Origin of the sequence: Streptomyces sp. NPDC006463 (assembly GCF_042870715.1) — a bacterium.
Lineage (GTDB): Bacteria > Actinomycetota > Actinomycetes > Streptomycetales > Streptomycetaceae > Streptomyces.
In genome coordinates this window covers 111,357-131,280 of the sequence record NZ_JBIAHP010000025.1, presented here as the reverse complement: position 1 = coordinate 131,280, position 19,924 = coordinate 111,357, and the positions used below count along the sequence as shown (strand labels likewise).

15 protein-coding genes are annotated in these 19,924 nt (G+C 73.3%); 12 read left to right on the top strand and 3 right to left on the bottom strand.

Annotation, left to right across the window (positions count from 1 at the left end; genetic code table 11):
• The 4 genes from ACFYOB_RS34050 to nudC all read left to right on the top strand — a co-directional run bounded on the left by ACFYOB_RS34050 (position 1) and on the right by nudC (position 9,649).
• Positions 1-3,558, top strand: coding sequence for an ATP-dependent helicase (locus ACFYOB_RS34050; RefSeq protein ID WP_388566835.1), 3,558 nt, complete (start codon positions 1-3; stop codon positions 3,556-3,558).
• A 91-nt stretch (positions 3,559-3,649) separates the two neighbouring features.
• The gene (locus tag ACFYOB_RS34045; protein WP_388566793.1) at positions 3,650-7,228 is read left to right on the top strand and encodes a UvrD-helicase domain-containing protein; all 3,579 of its coding nucleotides are present in this window, start codon (positions 3,650-3,652) and stop codon (positions 7,226-7,228) included.
• Between the two features lie 9 nt (positions 7,229-7,237).
• Positions 7,238-8,644, top strand: coding sequence for a dipeptidase (locus ACFYOB_RS34040; protein ID WP_388566791.1), 1,407 nt, complete (start codon positions 7,238-7,240; stop codon positions 8,642-8,644).
• A 57-nt stretch (positions 8,645-8,701) separates the two neighbouring features.
• Entirely contained in the window at positions 8,702-9,649 is a 948-nt protein-coding gene (gene nudC, locus ACFYOB_RS34035) for an NAD(+) diphosphatase (RefSeq protein ID WP_388566789.1), read from the top strand.
• Positions 9,650-9,729: 80 nt separating this feature from the next.
• Here nudC and ACFYOB_RS34030 read toward each other — a convergent pair whose 3' ends face one another.
• Complete coding sequence (locus ACFYOB_RS34030) at positions 9,730-9,990, bottom strand: mycoredoxin (RefSeq protein ID WP_031151539.1); 261 nt, start codon at positions 9,988-9,990, stop codon at positions 9,730-9,732.
• Between the two features lie 206 nt (positions 9,991-10,196).
• Between ACFYOB_RS34030 and ACFYOB_RS34025 the strand changes: the two genes are divergently transcribed.
• The 5 genes from ACFYOB_RS34025 to ACFYOB_RS34005 all read left to right on the top strand — a co-directional run bounded on the left by ACFYOB_RS34025 (position 10,197) and on the right by ACFYOB_RS34005 (position 14,084).
• A complete protein-coding gene (locus ACFYOB_RS34025; protein WP_388566786.1) occupies positions 10,197-12,368 on the top strand; it encodes an ATP-dependent DNA helicase UvrD2 in 2,172 nt (723 codons plus the stop codon).
• 167 nt (positions 12,369-12,535) lie between these two features.
• Positions 12,536-12,880, top strand: coding sequence for a hypothetical protein (locus ACFYOB_RS34020; RefSeq protein WP_388566784.1), 345 nt, complete (start codon positions 12,536-12,538; stop codon positions 12,878-12,880).
• 174 nt (positions 12,881-13,054) lie between these two features.
• Entirely contained in the window at positions 13,055-13,426 is a 372-nt protein-coding gene (locus tag ACFYOB_RS34015; RefSeq protein WP_388566781.1) for a WhiB family transcriptional regulator, read from the top strand.
• Positions 13,423-13,752, top strand: a complete 330-nt coding sequence (locus ACFYOB_RS34010; protein WP_328927528.1) for a hypothetical protein — start codon at positions 13,423-13,425, stop codon at positions 13,750-13,752. The genes ACFYOB_RS34015 and ACFYOB_RS34010 overlap by 4 nt, the downstream gene beginning before the upstream one ends.
• A gap of 125 nt (positions 13,753-13,877) precedes the next feature.
• Positions 13,878-14,084, top strand: coding sequence for a hypothetical protein (locus ACFYOB_RS34005; protein WP_388566779.1), 207 nt, complete (start codon positions 13,878-13,880; stop codon positions 14,082-14,084).
• Between the two features lie 27 nt (positions 14,085-14,111).
• Here ACFYOB_RS34005 and ACFYOB_RS34000 read toward each other — a convergent pair whose 3' ends face one another.
• Complete coding sequence (locus tag ACFYOB_RS34000; RefSeq protein ID WP_388566776.1) at positions 14,112-15,440, bottom strand: ABC1 kinase family protein; 1,329 nt, start codon at positions 15,438-15,440, stop codon at positions 14,112-14,114.
• A gap of 72 nt (positions 15,441-15,512) precedes the next feature.
• Positions 15,513-16,655 carry a ThiF family adenylyltransferase gene (locus ACFYOB_RS33995; RefSeq protein WP_388566774.1) on the bottom strand — a complete coding sequence of 381 codons (1,143 nt, stop codon included), beginning with the start codon at positions 16,653-16,655 and terminating at the stop codon, positions 15,513-15,515.
• A 127-nt stretch (positions 16,656-16,782) separates the two neighbouring features.
• Here ACFYOB_RS33995 and ACFYOB_RS33990 point away from each other — a divergent pair, with 127 nt between their 5' ends.
• The 3 genes from ACFYOB_RS33990 to ACFYOB_RS33980 all read left to right on the top strand — a co-directional run bounded on the left by ACFYOB_RS33990 (position 16,783) and on the right by ACFYOB_RS33980 (position 19,919).
• Positions 16,783-17,421, top strand: a complete 639-nt coding sequence (locus ACFYOB_RS33990) for a M48 family metallopeptidase (RefSeq protein ID WP_388566772.1) — start codon at positions 16,783-16,785, stop codon at positions 17,419-17,421.
• A gap of 129 nt (positions 17,422-17,550) precedes the next feature.
• Positions 17,551-19,218 (top strand): TerD family protein, encoded by a 1,668-nt coding sequence (locus tag ACFYOB_RS33985; RefSeq protein WP_388566770.1) that lies wholly within the window; start codon positions 17,551-17,553, stop codon positions 19,216-19,218.
• 20 nt (positions 19,219-19,238) lie between these two features.
• Positions 19,239-19,919, top strand: coding sequence for an AIM24 family protein (locus tag ACFYOB_RS33980; RefSeq protein ID WP_214935289.1), 681 nt, complete (start codon positions 19,239-19,241; stop codon positions 19,917-19,919).
• The last annotated feature ends 5 nt before the right edge of the window (positions 19,920-19,924 follow it).

Sequence of the window (19,924 nt, the reverse complement as noted above, 5' to 3'; positions counted from 1 at the left end):
GTGCGCACCGGGCCGGAACGGGTGGATCCCCCTGTCCTGGACGCAGCGCAGCGCGCGGTGGTTGACCATACGGCCGGACCACTGCTGGTCCTCGCCGGACCGGGCACCGGGAAGACGACCACGCTGGTCGAGGCCGTCGCCGCCCGGGTCGAGGGGGGCGCCGATCCCGCCCGCATCCTCATTCTCACCTTCAGCCGCAAGGCGGCGGTGGAACTGCGCGACCGGGCCGCACTTCGGCTCGGCGGCGCGCGCGCTCCGCAGGCGACCACCTTCCACTCCTTCTGCTACGGCCTCGTCCGCGCCCACCAGGACACCGACCTCTTCGCCGACCCGCTGCGCCTGCTGTCGGGCCCGGAGCAGGACGTGATGGTCCGCACCCTGCTGGAGGGCCAGCGCCGGATCCGCTCCATCCGCTGGCCGGACGACCTGCGGGCCGCGCTGACCACGCGCGGGTTCGCGGACGAGGTCCGCGCGGTCCTGGCCCGCGCCCGCGAACTGGGCCTGGGGCCGGAGGCGCTGTCCGATTTCGCCGGGCGGATCGGCCGCCCGGACTGGAAGGCGGCCGCGGCCTTCCTCTCCGAGTACCTGGACGTCCTGGACATGCAGGGCACCCTGGACTACGCGGAGCTCCTCCACCGTGCCGTCCTCCTGGCGGAGCGCACCCCGTCCCTCTCCTCCGCCTACGACGTGATCTACGTGGACGAGTACCAGGACACGGACGCCTCGCAGCTGCGACTGCTGCGGGCGCTGACCGGCACCGGCGGCACGCTGATCGCCTTCGGCGACCCGGACCAGTCGATCTACGCCTTCCGGGGCGCCGACATCAACAACATCCTCGACTTCGAGTCGTCCTTCCCCGGCGCGCGGGTGCGGGCCCTGACCGTCGCCCGCCGCTCGGGTGCGGGGCTCCTGGCGGCGACCCGGCTCCTCACCACCCGTATGCCCCTGACCCGCCTCCCCGCGGCCGCGGTCCGCGCGCACCGCGAACTCGCGGCCGCGCGGGAGGGCGGCGGGGCGGAGGTGTACACGTACCCCACGGCCGGGGCCGAGCTCGACAACATCGCCGACATCCTGCGCCGGGCCCACCTGGAGGACGGTGTGCCCTGGCAGGAGATGGCCGTCCTGGTCCGCGCGGGCGGCCGTACGCTCCCGGCGATGCGCCGCGCCCTGATCACGGCGGGAGTGCCGGTCGAGACGGACGGCGCGGACACCCCCCTGCGTCACGAACCGGCCGTCTCCCCCCTCCTCACGGCCCTGCGCGCCACGGCCACCTTCGCGGCGGGCCTCCCCGCCGGCTCCGCGTCGGCGGACGCGTCGGACCCGGACCCGGCGGCGCCCGCGGACCCGGACCCGGCGGCGCCAGCCCCGGTGGGCTCGCAGGAAGGGCCCGCGGCCGACCCGGCGGCGCTGAGCCCCGGCGGGCCGGTGGCCCCGGCCGACGGCGCTGCGCCTGCGGCCCCCGCCGCGTCGGCCGCCGACCCCGCCGCGTCGGCCGCCGACCCCGCCGTGACTGCCGCCGACCCCGCCGCGTCGGACGCCCTGAACGCCCCGGCGGACGACCTTGCGGACGCCTTGAACGCCCCGGCGGACGACCTTGCGGACGACCTGGACGCCCCGGCCGACGACCTGGCCGCCGCCCCGGCGGACGCGCGCGCAGACGGGCCCGACGCGGGATGGATCGGCGTAGAGGCCGCCCTCACCCTGCTCGCCTCCCCGCTCGGCGGGCTGGACGCCGCCGACCTGCGCCGCCTCGGCCGCGCCCTGCGCGACGAGGAGCGCGCCGCCGGCGTCAAGGTGCCCGCGCCCTCCGACGTCCTGCTCGCCCGCGCCCTCGCCGAGCCGGAACGGCTCACCGCCCACGACCCGGCCTACGCCCGCGGCGCGCAGCGCCTCGGCCTGCTCCTGCGCAAGGCCCGCGAACTCCTCCAGGGCGGCGGCACCGCCGAAGAGGCCCTGTGGACCCTCTGGGACGGCACCCCCTGGCCCCAGCGCCTGGAGCGCTCCGCGCGCCGTGGCGGTACCGCCGGCCGCAACGCCGACCGCGACCTCGACGCCGTCTGCGCCCTCTTCGACACCGCCGCCCGCGCCGAGGAACGCACCGGCGGGCGCGGCGCCCTCAACTTCCTCGAACAGCTGGAGGCGGAGGACATCGCCGCCGACACGTTGACGACACGCGCCGCCCGGCCCGACGCGGTCCGCCTCATGACCGCCCACCGCTCCAAGGGCCTGGAGTGGTCACTCGTCGTCGTCGCAGGCGTCCAGGAAGGCCTGTGGCCCGACCTGCGCCGCCGCGGCTCCCTCCTGGAGGCAGACCGGATCGGCCGTGACGGCCTCGCCGAGCCCCTCACCCCCGGCGCGCTCCTGGCCGAGGAGCGGCGGCTCTTCTACGTCGCCGCCACCCGCGCCCGCGACCGCCTCGTCGTCACCGCCGTCAAGGCCCCCGCCGACGACGGCGACCAGCCTTCCCGCTTCCTCACCGAGCTCGGCGTCACCCCGAAGGACGTCACCGGCCGCCCCCGCCGCCCCCTCGCCGTCCCGGCCCTCGTCGCCGAGCTGCGCGCCACCACCGTCGACCCGGCCGCCTCGCCCGCCCTGCGCGACGCGGCCGCCCGCCGCCTCGCCCGCCTCGCCGCGCTCACCGACGACGAGGACCGCCCGCTGGTCCCCGCCGCGCACCCGCAGCGCTGGTGGGGCCTGTACGAGCCCACCCGCAGCAGCGTCCCGCTGCGCGACCGGGACCGGCCCGTCGCCCTCTCCGGCAGCGCCCTGGACCAGCTCGCCAACACCTGCTCGCTCCAGTGGTTCCTCGGCCGCGAGGTCAAGGCCGACGCCCCTTCCACGGCCGCCCAGGGCTTCGGCAACGTCGTCCACGTCCTCGCCGACGAGGTCGCCTCTGGCCGCACCCCCGCCGACCTGGCCGTCCTCATGGAACGCCTCGACTCCGTCTGGGACGCCCTCGCCTTCGACGCGCCCTGGAAATCGGCCCAGGAGAAGGAGAACGCTCGCGCCGCCCTGGAACGCTTCCTGCGCTGGCACACCACCGACCGCGGGGGCCGGGCGGCGGTGGCCACCGAGCACGAATTCGACGTCACGCTCGAAGCGGGCGAGTACGCCGTCCGGATCCGCGGCTCCATGGACCGGGTCGAATCGGACCCGCAGGGGCGCGCGTACGTCGTCGACTTCAAGACCGGCAAGTCGGCGCCCACCAAGGCCGAGGTCGAGCGCCACCCCCAGCTCGCCGTCTACCAGCTCGCGGTGCGCGAAGGCGCCGTCGACGAGGTCTTCGACGGCCTGCGCCCCGCACCGGGCGGCGCCGAGCTCGTCCAGCTCCGCCAGCCCGCACCCAAGAAGGAGGGCGGCGACGCCGTCCCGAAGATCCAGGCCCAGGAACCCCTGCCGGGCGGCTCCTCCGGCGAGTGGGTCGGCGATCTGCTCGCCACCGCCGCAGGACGGGTCCTGGACGAACGCTTCGCGCCCGCCGTCGGCAAGCACTGCGACCACTGCTCCTTCCGCAGCTCGTGCAGCGCCCGGCCCGAGGGCCGCCAGACCGTGGAGTGACCCGGGCGACCGAGGGGAGCGTCCGAGCGCACCGGCCGGACGGACGAAGCGCGCGTCAGGGAGTGTCGGTGGGGGCGGCTAGCCTTTTCACGTGTCCGCGCGTGCACCCGTCCTCTCCGACCCCGAGCAGCTCAAGGAGCTCCTCGGGATCCCTTTCACGCCCGAACAGCTGGCCTGCGTCACCGCCCCGCCCGCCCCGCAGGTCATCGTCGCCGGAGCCGGCTCCGGCAAGACCACCGTCATGGCCGCCCGCGTGGTCTGGCTGGTGGGGACGGGCGCCGTCGCGCCCGAGCAGGTCCTCGGCCTGACCTTCACCAACAAGGCCGCCGGCGAGCTGTCCGAGCGCGTACGCAAGGCCCTCGCGCGGGCCGGTGTCACCGACCCCGACCCTTCCCCGGCCGAGGCCGACGCGGCCGGCGGCGAGCCGCGCATCTCCACGTACCACGCCTTCGCCGGCCAGCTCCTCAAGGACCACGGCCTGCGCATCGGTCTGGAGCCCAGCTCCCGCCTCCTCGCCGACGCCACCCGCTTCCAGCTCGCCGCCAAGGTGCTGCGCGAGGCCCCCGGCCCCTACCCCTCGCTCACCAAGTCCCTCCCCGACCTGGTCGGTGACCTGCTCGCGCTGGACGGGGAGCTCTCCGAGCACCTCGTCGAGCCGGAGCGGCTGCGCGCCCACGACACCGGGCTGCTCGGCGAGCTGGCCGACGCCAAGCTCACCAACGAGGACCTGCGCAAGGTCCCCGAGGCCGTGCGCGGCCGCCTCGAACTGCTGGAGCTCGTCAGCCGCTACCGCGCCGCCAAGCGCTCCCGCGACCTCTTCGACTTCAGCGACCAGATAGCCCTCTCCGCACAGCTCGCCACGACCCGGCCCGAGGTGGGGGAGCTGCTGCGCGAGGAGTTCCGGGTGGTCCTGCTCGACGAGTACCAGGACACCTCCGTCGCACAGCGGCTGCTGCTGTCCGGCCTCTTCGGCGCGGGCAGCGGCCACGCGGTGACCGCCGTCGGCGACCCCTGCCAGGCCATCTACGGCTGGCGGGGCGCCTCCGTCGCCAACCTCGACGACTTCCCCGAGCACTTCCCGCACGCCGACGGGACCCCCGCCACCCGCCTCTCGCTCAGCGAGAACCGGCGCAGCGGCGGCCGCCTGCTCGACCTGGCCAACGCTCTCGCCGCCCCGCTGCGCGCCATGCACGAAGGCGTCGAGGCGCTCCGCCCGGCGCCCGGCGCGGAGGGCGCCGGCTTCGTCCGGTGCGCCCTGCTCGAGACCCACGCCGAGGAACTGGAGTGGCTCGCGGACTCCGTCGCGCACCTGGTCCGCACGGGGACGGAGCCGCGCGAGATCGCCGTGCTGTGCCGGTCCGCCGGCGACTTCGCGCGGATCCAGGCAGTCCTGGTGGCCCGGGACGTACCGGTCGAGGTCGTCGGCCTCTCCGGGCTCCTGCACCTGCCGGAGGTCGCGGACCTCGTCGCCGTCTGCGAAGTCCTCCAGGACCCGGGAGCCAACGCCTCCCTCGTCCGGCTGCTCATCGGCCCGCGCTGGCGGATCGGCGCGCGCGACCTCGCCCTGCTGGGGCGCCGCGCCCGGCTGCTGGTGGGCCGCGCGGCCCCGGCCGAGGCGGACCCGGACGAGAGGCTCGCGGCGGCCGTGGAGGGCGTGGACCCGGCGGAGATCGTGTCGCTGGCCGACGCCCTGGAGACCTTCCTCGACGGCGCCGGGCAGGCCCCGGACGACCTGCCGTTCTCCGCCGATGCCCGGGTCCGCTTCGCACACCTCGCACAGGAGCTGCGGGACCTGCGGCGTTCGCTCGCGGACCCGCTGATGGACGTACTGCACCGGGTCCTGTCCGCGACCGGCCTGGAAGTGGAGCTGTCCGCGTCCCCGCACGCGCTGGCGGCCCGCCGCCGCGAGACGCTGTCGAACTTCATGGACGTCGCCGCGGGCTTCGCCGCGCTGGACGGCGAGGCGACCCTCCTCGCGTTCCTGGCCTTCCTGCGTACGGCCGCCCAGTACGAGAAGGGCCTGGACCACGCCCTGCCCGGCGGGGAGAACACGGTCAAGGTCCTGACGGCCCACAAGTCCAAAGGTCTGGAGTGGGACGTGGTCGTCGTCCCGGACCTGTGCGCGGGGGCCTTCCCGAAGGAGAAGGCGCCGGAGGCCTGGACCTCGTACGCGAAGGTGCTCCCGTACGCCCTGCGCGGCGACGCGCCCACCCTGCCGGGGGACCCGGCCTGGACCTCGGCCGGCATGAAGTCCTTCAAGACGGCACTGAAGGACCACAAGTCGGTGGAGGAGCTCCGCCTGGGCTACGTGACCTTCACCCGCCCCCGCTCCCTCCTGCTGGCCTCGGGCCACTGGTGGGGGCCGACGCAGAAGAAGCGCCGCGGCCCGTCCGCGTTCCTGTCCGCCCTGTACGAGCACTGCGCGGCCGGTTTCGGCGAGATCGAGGCCTGGGCGCCCGAACCCGAGCCGGCCGCCGAGAATCCGTCCCTCGCCGACGACTCCACCCCGGACCACTCCTGGCCCCTCCCGCTGGACCCGGCCTCCCTGCACCTGCGCCGCGCGGCGGCGGCCCTGGTGGAGTCCTACCTGGCCCAGCCGCAGCCCCCGGCTCCGGAGGAGGACGAGTCCTACCTCTGGCCCCCCTCCTGCGAGGACCCGTCCTACGAGGACGAACCCTGGCCGGACGACGACCTCTGGCCGCAGGACCCGGCCGAGCCGCGTACCGGTGGCCCCGCCGACCCGCACGGCGACCCCCACGCCGACCCGCACGCCGACCGGCACGCCGACCTCTGGCCGGAGGCCGACCTGTGGGCTCCCGCCGAGGCCGGTTCTGGCACCGGCCCGGGCGGGAGCGGCCACTCCGACCTGTGGCCGGAGGCCGGCCAGGCCGCGGCGCGCCCCCGCGCAGCCGGCACCGCGCCCACCCCCGCCGCAGGCACCGGCCCCCTCACACCCGAAGACGCGCGGGCCGTGGCCTCCTGGGACCGGGACCTCGACGCCCTGGAGGGCGAGCTCCGCCGCGCCCGCGCCGCCGTCCGCGACGTCGAGCTCCCCGCCGCGCTCTCCGCCAGCCAGTTGCTCCGGCTCGCCGCCGACGAGCAGGGCTTCGTCCGCGACCTCGCCCGCCCGATGCCCAAGCCCCCGCAGCCCGCGGCGCGCCAGGGCACGCGCTTCCACGCCTGGGTCGAGTCCCGCTTCGACGAGCTCCCGCTCCCGCTCCTCGACGTCCTCGACCCCGTCACCGAGCTGCCCGGCTCCGACCAGGAGGTCGCCGACGAGGCCGATCTCGCCTCCCTCAAGGCCGCCTTCGAGCGCAGCCCGTACGCCGACCGGCCGCCCCACCGCATGGAGGCCCCGGTCCAGCTGACCCTCGCGGGCCGCGTCATCCGCGGCCGGATCGACGCCGTGTACAAGAATCCCGACGGCTCGTACGAGATCGTCGACTGGAAGACCGGCCGCACCACCGAGGCCGACCCCCTCCAGCTCGCCGTCTACCGCCTGGCCTGGGCGGAAGCCACGGGTACGCCGCTGCGCAGGGTCACCGCCGCCTTCCTGCACGTCCGCAGCGGCCGCGTCATCCGCCCCCGCGACCTGCCCGACCGGGCCCGTCTTGAGCGGATCCTCCAAGGCAAATCGGCCACCGGCGGTGACCATCAGGCGGACGGCTAGGCTCGGGGCATGAGCGACAGCCCGCCGGACAGCGCCGTCCGCACGTACATCGAGACCCACCGCGCCGCCTTCCTCGACGACCTCGCCGAGTGGCTGCGCATACCCTCCGTCTCGGCGCAGCCCGAGCACGCGGGCGACGTACGCCGCAGCGCCGAATGGCTCGCGGCGAAGCTCAAGGACACCGGCTTCCCGGTCGCCGAGGTATGGGAGACGCCGGGCGCCCCGGCCGTGTTCGCGCACTGGCCGAGCGAGGACCCGGACGCGCCCACCGTCCTCGTCTACGGGCACCACGACGTGCAGCCCGCCGCCGTGGCGGACGGCTGGCACACCGACCCGTTCGAACCGGTCGTCAAGGACGGCCGGATGTACGGGCGGGGCGCCGCCGACGACAAGGGCCAGGTGTTCTTCCACACCCTGGGCGTACGCGCGCACCTGGCGGCCACCGGCGCCGCCGCCCCCGCCGTGAACCTGAAGCTCGTCGTGGAGGGTGAGGAGGAGTCCGGCTCCCCGCACTTCCGCGCCCTCGTCGAGGCCCGCGCCGCCGAGCTCGCCGCCGACGTCGTGATCGTCTCCGACACCGGCATGTGGTCCGAGACCACCCCCACCGTCTGCACCGGCATGCGCGGCGTCGCCGACTGTGAGATCGACTTCCACGGCCCGGACCAGGACATCCACTCCGGCGCCTTCGGCGGGGCCGTGCCCAACCCGGCCACCGTCGCCGCCCGCCTGGTCGCGGCCCTCCACGACGCCGACGGGCGGGTCACGATCCCCGGCTTCTACGACGGCATCGCCGAACTCACCGACGCCGAGCGCGCGCTCATCGCCGAGCTGCCCTTCGACGAGTCCGAGTGGCTCCGCACCGCCAAGTCCCACGCGGCCGCGGGCGAGGCCGGCTACTCCACCCTGGAACGCGTCTGGGCCCGCCCGACGGCCGAGGTCAACGGCATCGGCGGCGGCTACCAGGGCCCCGGCGGCAAGACCATCGTGCCCGCCTCCGCCCACCTGAAGCTGTCGTTCCGCCTGGTGTCCGGACAGGATCCGTACGAGGTCGAGGCCGCCGTCACGGACTGGGTCGCGGCCCGCGTCCCGGCCGGGATCCGCCACTCCATCACCTTCGGCGCCCCGACCCGCCCGTGCCTGACCCCGCTGGACCACCCCGCGCTGCAGTCGGTCGTCCGGGCCATGGGCCGCGCCTTCGGACAGAAGATCCGCTTCACCCGCGAGGGCGGCTCCGGGCCCGCGGCAGACCTCCAGGACGTCCTGGACGCGCCCGTCCTCTTCCTCGGCATCTCCGTCCCGTCCGACGGCTGGCACTCGCCGAACGAGAAGGTCGAGCTGGACCTCCTCCTCAAGGGCGTCGAGACGACCGCGTACCTCTGGGGCGACCTTGCCGCGTCCCACCGCACACCTGCCTGACGCCCGAGAAACACGCCACCCGAGTCACTGAGCCTGCCTGTCCCACCACCGCGGGAGTTGGAAGTACCTGTGAGCATCCATACCGAGCGCCCGATCTCGCTCACCGCGCCCAGCGGAATCGACCGCGCCGCGCACCACCGTCTCGACGAGGCCTGGCTCGCCGCCGCCTGGAGCCACCCGACGACCCGTGTGTTCGTCGTCTCCGGCGGCCAGGTCCTGATCGACGACACCCCCGACGGGGGCACCGGCATCGTGATGACCCCGGCGTTCGAGGCCCCGGTCACCGAGACCCACCGCTACTTCCTGGGGACCGACGAGGACGGCGTACGGTACTTCGCGCTCCAGAAGGACGCGCTGCCGGGCCGCATGGACCAGTCGGCCCGCGCGGCCGGCCTGCGCGAGGCCGGACTGCTGCTGAACGCGCGCGACGCCGGGCTGATGGTGCACGCGGTGGCGCTGGAGAACTGGCAGCGGATGCACCGCTTCTGCTCCCGCTGCGGCGAGCGCACCGTGGTCGCGGCCGCCGGGCACATCCGCCGCTGCCCGGGCTGCGGCGCCGAGCACTACCCGCGCACCGATCCGGCTGTGATCATGTTGGTCACGGACGACCAGGACCGCGCGCTGCTGGGCCGCCAGGTGCACTGGCCGGAGGGCCGCTTCTCGACCCTCGCCGGGTTCGTGGAGCCGGGCGAGTCGATCGAGCAGTCCGTCGTCCGCGAGGTGTGGGAGGAGGCGGGCGTCCAGGTCGGCGAGGTCGAGTACGTGGCCAGCCAGCCGTGGCCGTTCCCGTACAGCCTGATGCTGGGCTTCACGGCCCGCGCGACCAGCTCCGAGATCACGGTGGACGGCGAGGAGATCGAGGAGGCCCGCTGGTTCTCCCGCGACGAGCTGCGCGCGGCGATCGAGGCGGGCGAGGTGCTGCCCCCGGCGGGCGGCATCTCCATCGCCGCCCGCCTGGTCGAGCTCTGGTACGGCCAGCCGCTGCCGAAGCCCCCGGCCGTCTGACGGCTCCGCGGGCCGGGAAGGGCCCGCGGACGCAGAAGGCCCCCGCCGGGGCGGGGGCCGCTCTGGGTGCGCAGGGGGGGTCAGACGGCGAGGGCCTGCTTGACCTGGGCCAGGCTCGGGTTCGTCATGACGGACTCGTTGCCGGCGGAGGACTTCACGAGAACGGTGGGAACCGTCTGGTTGCCGCCGTTCGCCTTCTCCACGAACGCCGCGGACTCGGGGTCGAGCTCGATGTTGATCTCGTTGTACGCGATGCCTTCCCGGTCCAGCTGGGTCTTCAGCCGGCGGCAGTAGCCGCACCAGGTCGTGCTGTACATCGTGACGGTGCCCGTGTCCTGCATGCTGCGGTCTCCTTCGTGGGGTCTCGGTGGTCCGAGTACTGGAACGTACGCGACCGTGTGGCCATTCCCGCGCGGCGGGTGCGGTACGAGGACGGTGTGACACGGCGGCCGGTGCGACAAGGCGACTGGTGTGACAAGTACTACGGATACGGGTGACCTGTGGACAAGTTTCCCGCCCGCCCCTCCAGACCTGGCAGCATGGCGGGGTGACAGCAGCAACGCACTCCCCATCCTTCTCCGCCGCCGAGGCCGCCGACTCGGCCGACGCGGTGCTCCTGGGCCTGGACCCGGAGCAGCGCGAGGTCGCGACGACCCTGCGCGGGCCGGTGTGCGTGCTGGCGGGCGCCGGCACCGGCAAGACCCGTGCGATCACCCACCGCATCGCCTACGGAGTCCAGTCCGGCCAGCTCATGCCGGCCAGTGTGCTGGCCGTCACGTTCACCAACCGCGCCGCCGGGGAGATGCGCGGCCGTCTGCGCGGCCTCGGCGCCGGCGGGGTCCAGGCCCGTACCTTCCACTCCGCAGCCCTGCGCCAGCTCCAGTACTTCTGGCCCAAGGCGGTCGGCGGGGACGTACCCAGGCTCCTGGAGCGCAAGATCCAGTTCGTCGCCGAGGCAGGTGCGCGCTGCCGCATCCGCCTCGACCGCAACGAGCTGCGCGATGTCACCGGTGAGATCGAGTGGGCCAAGGTCACCCAGACCGTGCCCGCCGACTATCCGGTGGCCGCCCTCAAGTCGGGCCGCGAAGCCCCCCGCGACCTGGCCGAGATCGCCCAGATCTACGGGACGTACGAGCAGCTCAAGCGGGACCGCGGCATGATCGACTTCGAGGACGTGCTGCTCCTCACCGTCGGCATCCTCCAGGACCGCCACGACATCGCCGAACAGATCCGCGCCCAGTACCAGCACTTCGTCGTGGACGAGTACCAGGACGTCAGCCCCCTCCAGCAGCGGCTGCTCGACCTGTGGCTCGGCGAGCGCGACAGCCTCTGCGTCGTCGGCGACGCCAGCCAGACGATCTACTCCTTCACCGGCGCCACCCCCGACCACCTGCTGAACTTCCGGACCCGCTACCCGCAGGCCACCGTGGTCAAGCTGGTCCGCGACTACCGCTCCACCCCCCAGGTCGTCCATCTCGCCAACGGCCTCCTCAAGCAGGCCAAGGGCCGGGCCGCCGAGCACCGCCTGGAGCTGATCTCGCAGCGCGAGGCCGGACCCGACCCGGTCTACGCCGAGTACCCGGACGAGCCCGCCGAGGCCGAGGGCGTCGCCGCGCGGGTCCGGGAGCTGATCGCGGCGGGCGTGCCCGCGGGCGAGATCGCCGTCCTGTACCGCATCAACGCCCAGTCCGAGGTGTACGAGCAGGCCCTCGCCGACGCCGGGGTGCCCTACCAGCTGCGCGGAGCCGAGCGCTTCTTCGAGCGGAGCGAGGTCCAGAAGGCGATCCTCGCGCTCCGCGGAGCCGCCCGGTCCGGTGGGAACGACCCGCTGCTCGACGATGTCGTCGAGCTCGGCTCCCAGGTCCGGGCCGTGCTCAGCTCCACCGGCTGGACCGCCGAGCCGCCGGCCGGCTCCGGGGCGGTGCGCGACCAGTGGGAATCGCTGGCCGCGCTGGTCCGCCTCGCCGAGGACTTCGCCCGGACCCGGCCCGGGGTCACCCTGGCGGACCTCACCATCGAGCTCGACGAGCGCAAGGCCGCCCAGCACGCCCCGACCGTGCAGGGCGTGACCCTTGCCTCGCTGCACGCGGCCAAGGGCCTGGAGTGGGACGCCGTGTTCCTCGTCGGCCTCACCGACGGCATGGTGCCGATCACCTACGCCAAGACCGACGAGCAGGTCGAGGAGGAGCGCCGGCTGCTCTATGTCGGCGTCACCCGGGCGCGGTTGCACCTGACCCTCTCCTGGGCGCTCTCCCGGGCCCCGGGCGGCCGGGCCTCCCGACGCCCCAGCCGCTTCCTGAACGGCCTGCGGCCGGGCTCCGCGGCCCCGGGAACGGGTCCGGGCGGCGCGGCCGAGCGGCTGGCCCGCAAGCACGGCCGCCGCGGGCCGGTGCTCTGCAGGGTCTGCGGCAAGACCCTGACCGAGGCCGGCGAGCTGAAACTGATGCGCTGCGAGGACTGCCCGTCCGACATGGACGAGGGGCTCTACGAGCGGCTGCGGGAGTGGCGCCGGGCCCAGGCGAAGGAGCAGGGCCTGCCCCCCTACTGCGTCTTCACGGACAAGACGCTGATGGCGATCGCGGAGGCCGCGCCCTCCGAGGAGGGCGAGCTGTCGATGATCTCCGGCGTGGGTGCACGTAAGCTCGACCGGTACGGAGCCGACGTCCTGGCCATCTGCGCAGGTCAGGACCCCGGGGCTGAAGATTCTGACGACGCGTAGAAACTCGTCGGAAAAATAGTTTGCACATGCCCAGCCAATCCCCATAGGTTCTTAGCAACGGAAACGGTGGCTTCTCCGAAGCCCTGGATCCGTGCTGTACTTATCCGAATACGCATGGGACAGGCCCCCGGGCCCCGTCCCCGAGACGCCGAGAGGAGGCGAGACCAGTGACCAGCTTCATGACCTTCACCAAAATGACCGATCGCTCGGTCGACGCTTCCTGCCTGCTCGGTTCCGTCTCCCTCCTGGGTACCGGTGTGTCCGCGATTTCCGCCGACAGCCCTGCCCTGCTGGCGACCCGTCCGGTCAGCGAGCGCAATGAGCGACCGACCCTGGCACCGGTGGCAGTACTGGCAGCTGAAGCTCAGGCGCATGGCGCCTATGGCTTCGCCGCCGCAGCCGGTGCCGCCAGTGCCGGATTCAAGACGCAGCAGAACAAGCAGACGACGAAGCAGCAGCACCACCTGATGTGGGCCTTCCGTGGGCTCGAACCCTGGAGTGATCCAGCCTGATCGCATGATCAGGCCGGCGCCTTCAGGGCCGCGGAACCCCAACCGGGATCCGCGGCCCTTCTGTTTGTCCCCGAACGGGGACGACGCGCAGGCGCCTCGGGACTGGCAGAACCCCAGCCGAATCCGGCCGACCGGCCGGAACGACTAGCCGAACAAGACGAGGAAGAAGACACCGTGCAACTCGAAGCGCACGCCCCGTCCGTACCGCAGACCCAAACGATCTCCCCGCCCGCAGTCCCGGAGGACCACACCTTGACCCCGCTCACCGCGCTGACCGCGCTCGACGACGCCATCGAGAACCTCGGCGTACCCGTCCCGTGCCGCACCTTCGACCCGGAGGTCTTCTTCGCCGAGTCCCCGGCGGACGTCGAGTACGCCAAGTCCCTCTGCCGCACCTGCCCGCTGGTCGAGGCCTGCCTCGCCGGGGCGACCGAGCGCCGCGAGCCCTGGGGTGTCTGGGGTGGCGAGCTCTTCGTCCAGGGTGTCGTCGTGGCCCGCAAGCGGCCGCGTGGCCGTCCGCGCAAGAACCCGGTTGTCTCGGCATGACCGCCCACGGAACCATCGACCGCCCCCTCACGCACGACCCCCTGAAGCAGGCCCTCATGACCGCCCACTCCACGAGCGAGCAGCCGCACGGCTCCGCCACCGCAGACTTCATCACCGCAGGCGCGATCACCTCGCGTCAGAACAGGACCCGCGAAATGCAACTCATCCCAGAAGCCCTTGCCCGCGCCCATATGGACGACCGCATGCGTGAGGTGGACGCCGAGCGTCACGCCGTGCGCCTGGTCACCGCCCGCCGCATGCAGCGGCGAGCCGAGCGCGTCTCGCTGCGCGCCCGGCGCGCGCTCGCCATGGCCGTCATGCACTAAGAGCTCCGCAGCGCCGAGGCTCTGAAAGCACAGACACGACGTCCCCGGGGGGACCGGTCCGAACGGACCGGTCCCCCCGGTGCGTTGCGAGGCCCGTCCACCCCGTACGGGGATATCGTCTGGAGGTGGACCAGCCGACTCCCCAGCCCGCCAAGCCGGGATCCGAGGCCCAGCCCGTCGTCTGCGCGCGCTGTGGTGCCCGGTCTCCGGACGGCGCCCCGATCACCTGGACCTGCTCCATGGAAAACGGCAGCAGGCACTACTTCTGCCACGACTGCGCCCGGGCCAACATCCGGTCGATCGAGGGCAGGCTCGACTCCTCCTGGTGGTGACCCGGAGCCGGCCTGCCCGCCCCTACGTCACTGCGCGGACGCGAACCCCGGCAGCCAGGAGTCCAGTTCGTCCCGCAGCCGCACCGTCGAGCCCAGCTGACACAGCACCCCGATGGTGCTCAGGGTGACCCGGTGGATCAGCAGGTACGAGGGCGGCAGGTTGATCTGCCGTCCCAACTGGTGAGCGGGCCCCCGGGGATCGGCGATCCGCGCCGCCTGGCCGCGCAGCCACGCCCGGGTGAAGGTGAACTCCTCGGCCTCGGCGGGCTCGATGATCGGCTTGAGGTAGTCCAGTACCGCGTCGGGGTCCAGCTCGATGGACTCCTTCACGAACCCCTCGGCACACAGGTGCCCGTAGACCCCCTCGGCATCCCCGTCCAGCGTCATCCGCAGTGACCTGCCGATGGGCTTGGGCCAGCCGCCGGGCAGCCGGTCGACCGTGCCGAAGTCAAGGACGCCCAGCCGCATCCGGCCCTCCGGCCCCGATATCAGCCGGAAGTTGCCCGGGTGCGGGTCCGCGTGCAGCAGCCCGGTGCGGGCGGGGCCGGAGAAGAGGAACCGGGCCAGCAACTGCCCGGCGCGGTCGCGCTCCTCCTCAGTGCCGTCGGCTATCACCTCCGACAGCGGAGTCCCCTCCATCCACTCGGTCACCAGCACCTGGTCGCCCTGGTGCACGACATCCGGCACCACGACGTCGGGGTCGCCCTCGAACGCGTCCGCGTGCGTCCGCTGCGCCTCGGCCTCCAGCTCGTAGTCGAGCTCTTCCGAGACCCGGTCGCGCAACTCCTTGATGAGCGGCTTGATCTCCATGCCCGGTATCAGCGGCCCCAGCAGACCCGCGAACCGGCCCAGCTGCTTCAGGTCCGACAGCAGTGCCTCTCCGGCCCCCGGGTACTGGACCTTGACGGCCACTTGCCGGCCGTCGTGCCACACCGCCCGGTGCACCTGCCCGATCGAGGCGGCCGCGGCCGGCTTGTCCTCGAACTCCTCGAACAGGTCCCGCCAGTCCGCGCCCAGCCGGTCCGCCAGCACCTGGTGCACCGTGGACGTGGGCAGCGGCGGGGCCGCTTCCTGAAGCTTGGTCAGCGCCGCCCGGTAGGGCCCGGCGACCTCCTCGGGCAGGGCCGACTCGAAGACCGACAGGGCCTGCCCGAACTTCATGGCACCGCCCTTCAGCTCCCCGAGCGTCCGGAACAGCTGCTCGGCGGTGCGCTGCTGAAGCTCGCGCGCCACTATCTCCGCCGACCTGCCGCCGATCCGCTTGCCCAGCCCCCAGGTTGCCCGCCCCGCGATGCCGAGCGGCAGCGCGGCCAGCTTGACGGTACGGGTGACCGCCTTCCGGGGAAGATCAGACATACGCCCCTCCATTTCCCAGACAGCTGCGCCGCAAGCGGCGGTTCGGGAAGACCCTTCGATCCACGCATCCTGTCATGGCCCCTCCGGAGGCTCCCCTCCCGATCCTCCTCCCAGTCGCTGGAGCAGAGCTGGACGATCGGCGTTCGCGCCGCAGGGGCAGTCGGGGTGCGGGCCGACCGGGCTGCGCTGCCAGTGCAGGGCCGGGAGCGCGGCCTCCCAGCGGGCGGCGGTGGAGGCGGGCAGTTCGCCGTCGAGGAAGGACAGCGCGTGGGCCGCGGCCAGACCGGCCACCGCCGTGGACAGGCCCAGGTCGCACGCGCCGCCCGCCCGGCGCCGGTGCGCCGACCGCCACTGCACCAGCATCCTCGGCCAGGCCGGATCCAGGTCCACGCGCTCGCGCTCCATGCACCCCGCGCACGCCGTCGAACCCGGCAGCACCAGCGGCCCCACCAGTCCGGTGCCCTCCAACACCCCCGCGTACAGGTGCGGGATGCCCGTCGCCACCCATCCGGCCGCGGTGTCCGGATCCGGGGCCCAAGCCTGCAGCCCGTCGCGGGGCGCGACCACCACCAGGGCGAGCCCGGGCTCCGGGCCCTGGCTCTCCCCGGCCCGCGGCGCGCGCCCCGGAGCCGACTGGCGCACCAGCCTGCCCGCGGCCTCGGCCCGCAGCCGGCCCACGCTCTGCGACCCGAACCCGCCCGGCGCCACGTCCCCGGGCTCCACCCGGCCACCGTCGAGCACCTCGACCCCGCCCACACCGGCTCCCGACAGGACCGCGGCGATCAACGCGCCCACCCGGCCGCTCCCGCGCACCTGCACCCGTATCGCCCGGCGCGCGGCGATCCCCCGCAAGTCCCCGCCCGGCTCCCGGTGGACCAAGGAGAGCGAGCCCAGATCGGGCCCCAGCCGCTCCAGGGCCTCCGGCCGCTTGCGCACGGCCTGGGCGCGCGGGCCGCCCGCCGTGGCGTCGTCGAGCAGCCCGGCCGCCGCCAGCCGCCGGACCAGTTCGTCGGCCTGGCCGTCCGGCAGTCCCATCCCCGAGGCCTCGGCCCGTAACAGCTCCATCCGCCGCGTCCCGTCGATGCGGTCGATGAGCGCGCCCGTCGCCGTGTCGACGGGGCCCAGCACCACCGCGTGGGCGGGTGTCACCCCGAACTGAACCGTCTGCAGATCCCTCCAAGCCCGTGCCAGCGCCGGCTTCACCTTCGGATACACGGCCGTCCCCCCTCGATTTCACGTGCGCACCTGCGCCGCCTGTTTTTTGCGGTCTCCCGCAACACTGCCCGTCCGCCGCATTCCGTGCGGGAATTTGTCCACAGGCGAGGTGTATTAGGCATATGAGATGGAGAAATGGTGTGTTCCGGATACCGGCTGTGAATCGATCGCGTTCGACCGCCGGACGGGCGGGACTTCCGCCACGGCTACCGGGTACCGTCGTGGCGTGTCCGCCGACCCACCGCAGCGCGCCGTAGAAGTCCGCCGGAGCGCGCGCCGCCGCAGGACCGTATCCGCCTATCGCGAGGGTGACCGTACGGTCGTCCTCATCCCTGCCCGGATGTCCGAGGCCGAGGAGCAGCGCTGGGTGGGTGTCATGCTCGACAAGCTGGCCGCCCAGGAGAGCAAGCGCACCCTCGGCGACACGGAACTCACCGAGCGCGCCGAGCGTTTGTCCGAGCAGTACTTCACCGGCCGCGCCCGCCCCCGCTCGGTCCGCTGGGTCACCAACCAGAACACCCGCTGGGGCTCCTGCACCCCGGCCGAAGGCAGCATCCGCCTCTCCCACCGCCTCCAGGGGATGCCGGAGTACGTCGTCGACTACGTCCTCCTGCACGAGCTGGCCCACCTCCTCGTGCCCGGCCACGGCCCCCGCTTCTGGGAGTTGCTGGAGGCGTATCCGCGGACCGAGAGGGCCCGCGGATACCTGGAGGGAATCGTCGCCGCCGAGCGCCTCCCGAAGGTCCCCGCCGCCCGCGACGAATAGCGCTGCTCCGGTCCGACTGTCACGGACGGTGATATGTACCGGGTCGGTACCGACTTGGCCGGATGTCGGCAGTTGCCGTTAGCCTGAGCGGCACGCATTCACAGTCGGGATGGGGGACGGTCGTTACGTATGGCCAGGGAATTCCAACGGGGCCACAAGGCCAAGATCAGTGATCTGACGCCGGGCACGGATCTTTACGTGGGCGTCCAGATCGCCGGACCCGGACTCACCTTCGACATCAGCTGTTTCGGCCTCGACGCGAACGAGCAGCTGTCCGACGACCGCTACTTCGTCTTCTTCAACCAGCCGAAGTCGCCCGAGGAGTCCATCCAGCAGCTCGGTGCGCAGGCCGGAGACACCGAATCCTTCCGGGTGACCCTGGACCGCGTGCCTGCGTCCATCCACAAGCTGTCCTTCACCGCCACCATCGACGGCGTCGGCCAGATGTCGCAGATCGGTCCCGGTTACATCCGGATCGTCGCGGGCGGCGAGGAAGTCGTCCGGTACTCGTTCACGGGTGCGGAGTTCACCACCGAGCGGGCCGTGATGCTCGGCGACTTCTACCTCAAGGACGTATGGCGCTTCGCCGCCGTCGGCCAGGGCTTCGACGGCGGACTCGCCGCGCTGCTCAAGAACTTCGGCGGCGAGGTCGCCGAGGAGGAGGAGCAGCCGCAGCAGCAGGCCCCGGCCCAGACCGGCGCCGCGCCCGGATTCGCCCCGCCGCCGCAGGCTCAGGCCCCGCCGTCCTTCGGCGCCCCCGCCCAGGCTCCGGCGCCCCAGGCCCCGGCACCCCAGGCCCCGCCGCCGCAGGCCCCGGCCCCCGCGCCCTCCTTCGGCGCGCCGCCCGCTCCCGCCCCCGCCCCGCAGCCGCAGGCGTACCCGCAGCACAGCGCGCCCACGATGGCCGCGCCGCTCGCTCCGCCCGCCCCCGCGCCGTACGGCCAGCCGCCGCAGCACCCCTCCTACGGCCAGGTTCCCGCGCCCGCTCCGGCCCCCGCCCCCTACGGGCAGCAGCCGGGCTACGGTCAGGTTCCGGGGCAGATGCCCGGGCAGTTCCCCGGCCAGGCCCCCGGCGGCCAGTACCCCCCTGGCGGTCAGCAGCCCGGCTACGGGCAGCAGGTCCCCGCCCCCGCCGCGGCCGGTCTCGCCGCCGCGCTCCAGCCGTACAAGGAAGCCCCCACGGGCGCCCGTTGGACCGCGCAGAACCAGCAGCTCATGCGCGTCGACCTGTCGATGGGCGGCCAGGCCGTCCTCGCCCGGCAGGGCAGCATGGTCCTGTACCAGGGCAAGGTCGACTTCAGCTACAAGGGCGCGGGCTTCGCGGGCCGCATCGTGGGCAACGCCACCGGCCAGGAGATGCAGCTGATGCGCTGCACCGGCCGCGGTCAGGTCTTCCTCGCGGAGAACGGCTCCCACCTGCACGCCATCGAGCTCCAGGGCGACGCGATCTGCGTCTCCGCCGAGAACGTCCTCGCGTTCGACGAGTCGCTCCAGCACGAGGTCCGCCGCATCGAGGGCCACGGCATCCCCGGCGGGGCCCTGTTCACCATGCAGTTCCAGGGGACCGGCACCGTGATCGTCAAGACGCACGGCGTCCCGGTCGTCCTCCCCGTCACCCCGACCACCTTCGCGGACAGCAACGCCATCGTGGCGTGGTCGGCCGCCTCGCAGGTGATCATCTCCAGCCAGGTCCGGCTCCGGCGCAACGCCTACCCCGGCCACAGCGGGGAGACCGTGAACCTCCAGTTCCGCGGCGCTCCCGGCAACTTCATCGTCGTCCAGCCGTACGAGGTCTGAGGGAGCCCGTCATGAACGCAATGAACCAGCAGCTCGCGGGCTACGCCCCCACCCCAGTCACGGCCCGCATGGAGAACCACGGCCGGGCCATGCTCAAGGTCGCCATGCAGAGCGGCCAGGACCTCTTCGCCCGTACCGGCTCGATGGTCGCCTACGAGGGCTTCGTGCAGTACGAGCCCAACCCGCCGGCCGTCCGACAGATGGCCTCGCAGTGGCTCACCGGCGAGGGCGCCCCGCTGATGAAGTGCACCGGCGACGGCCTGCTCTACCTCGCCGACTACGGCGCCGACGTCGTGGTCGTCAACCTCAACAACGACGCCCTCTCCGTGAACGGGACCAACCTGCTCGCCTTCGACGCCCACCTCCAGTGGGGCGTCGAGCGGGTCAAGGGCATGGCGAAGTTCGCCGGCCAGGGCCTGTTCAACGTGCAGGTCGCCGGCACCGGATGGGTCGCGATCACCTCCCGCGGCACCCCGATCGTGGTCGACTGCGGTCGCGGCGAGGACGAGACGTACGTCGACCCGGACGCGCTCGTCGCCTGGTCGCCGAATCTCAAGGTCAAGGGGAAGCGCAGCTTCAAGGCCTCGTCGATGATCGGCCGGGGCAGCGGGGAGGCCTACCAGATGGCCTTCTCCGGCCAGGGCATCGTCGTCGTACAGCCGAGCGAGGACAGCACCGACCGGCTCCGGGCCCGGGGCTGAGGGGG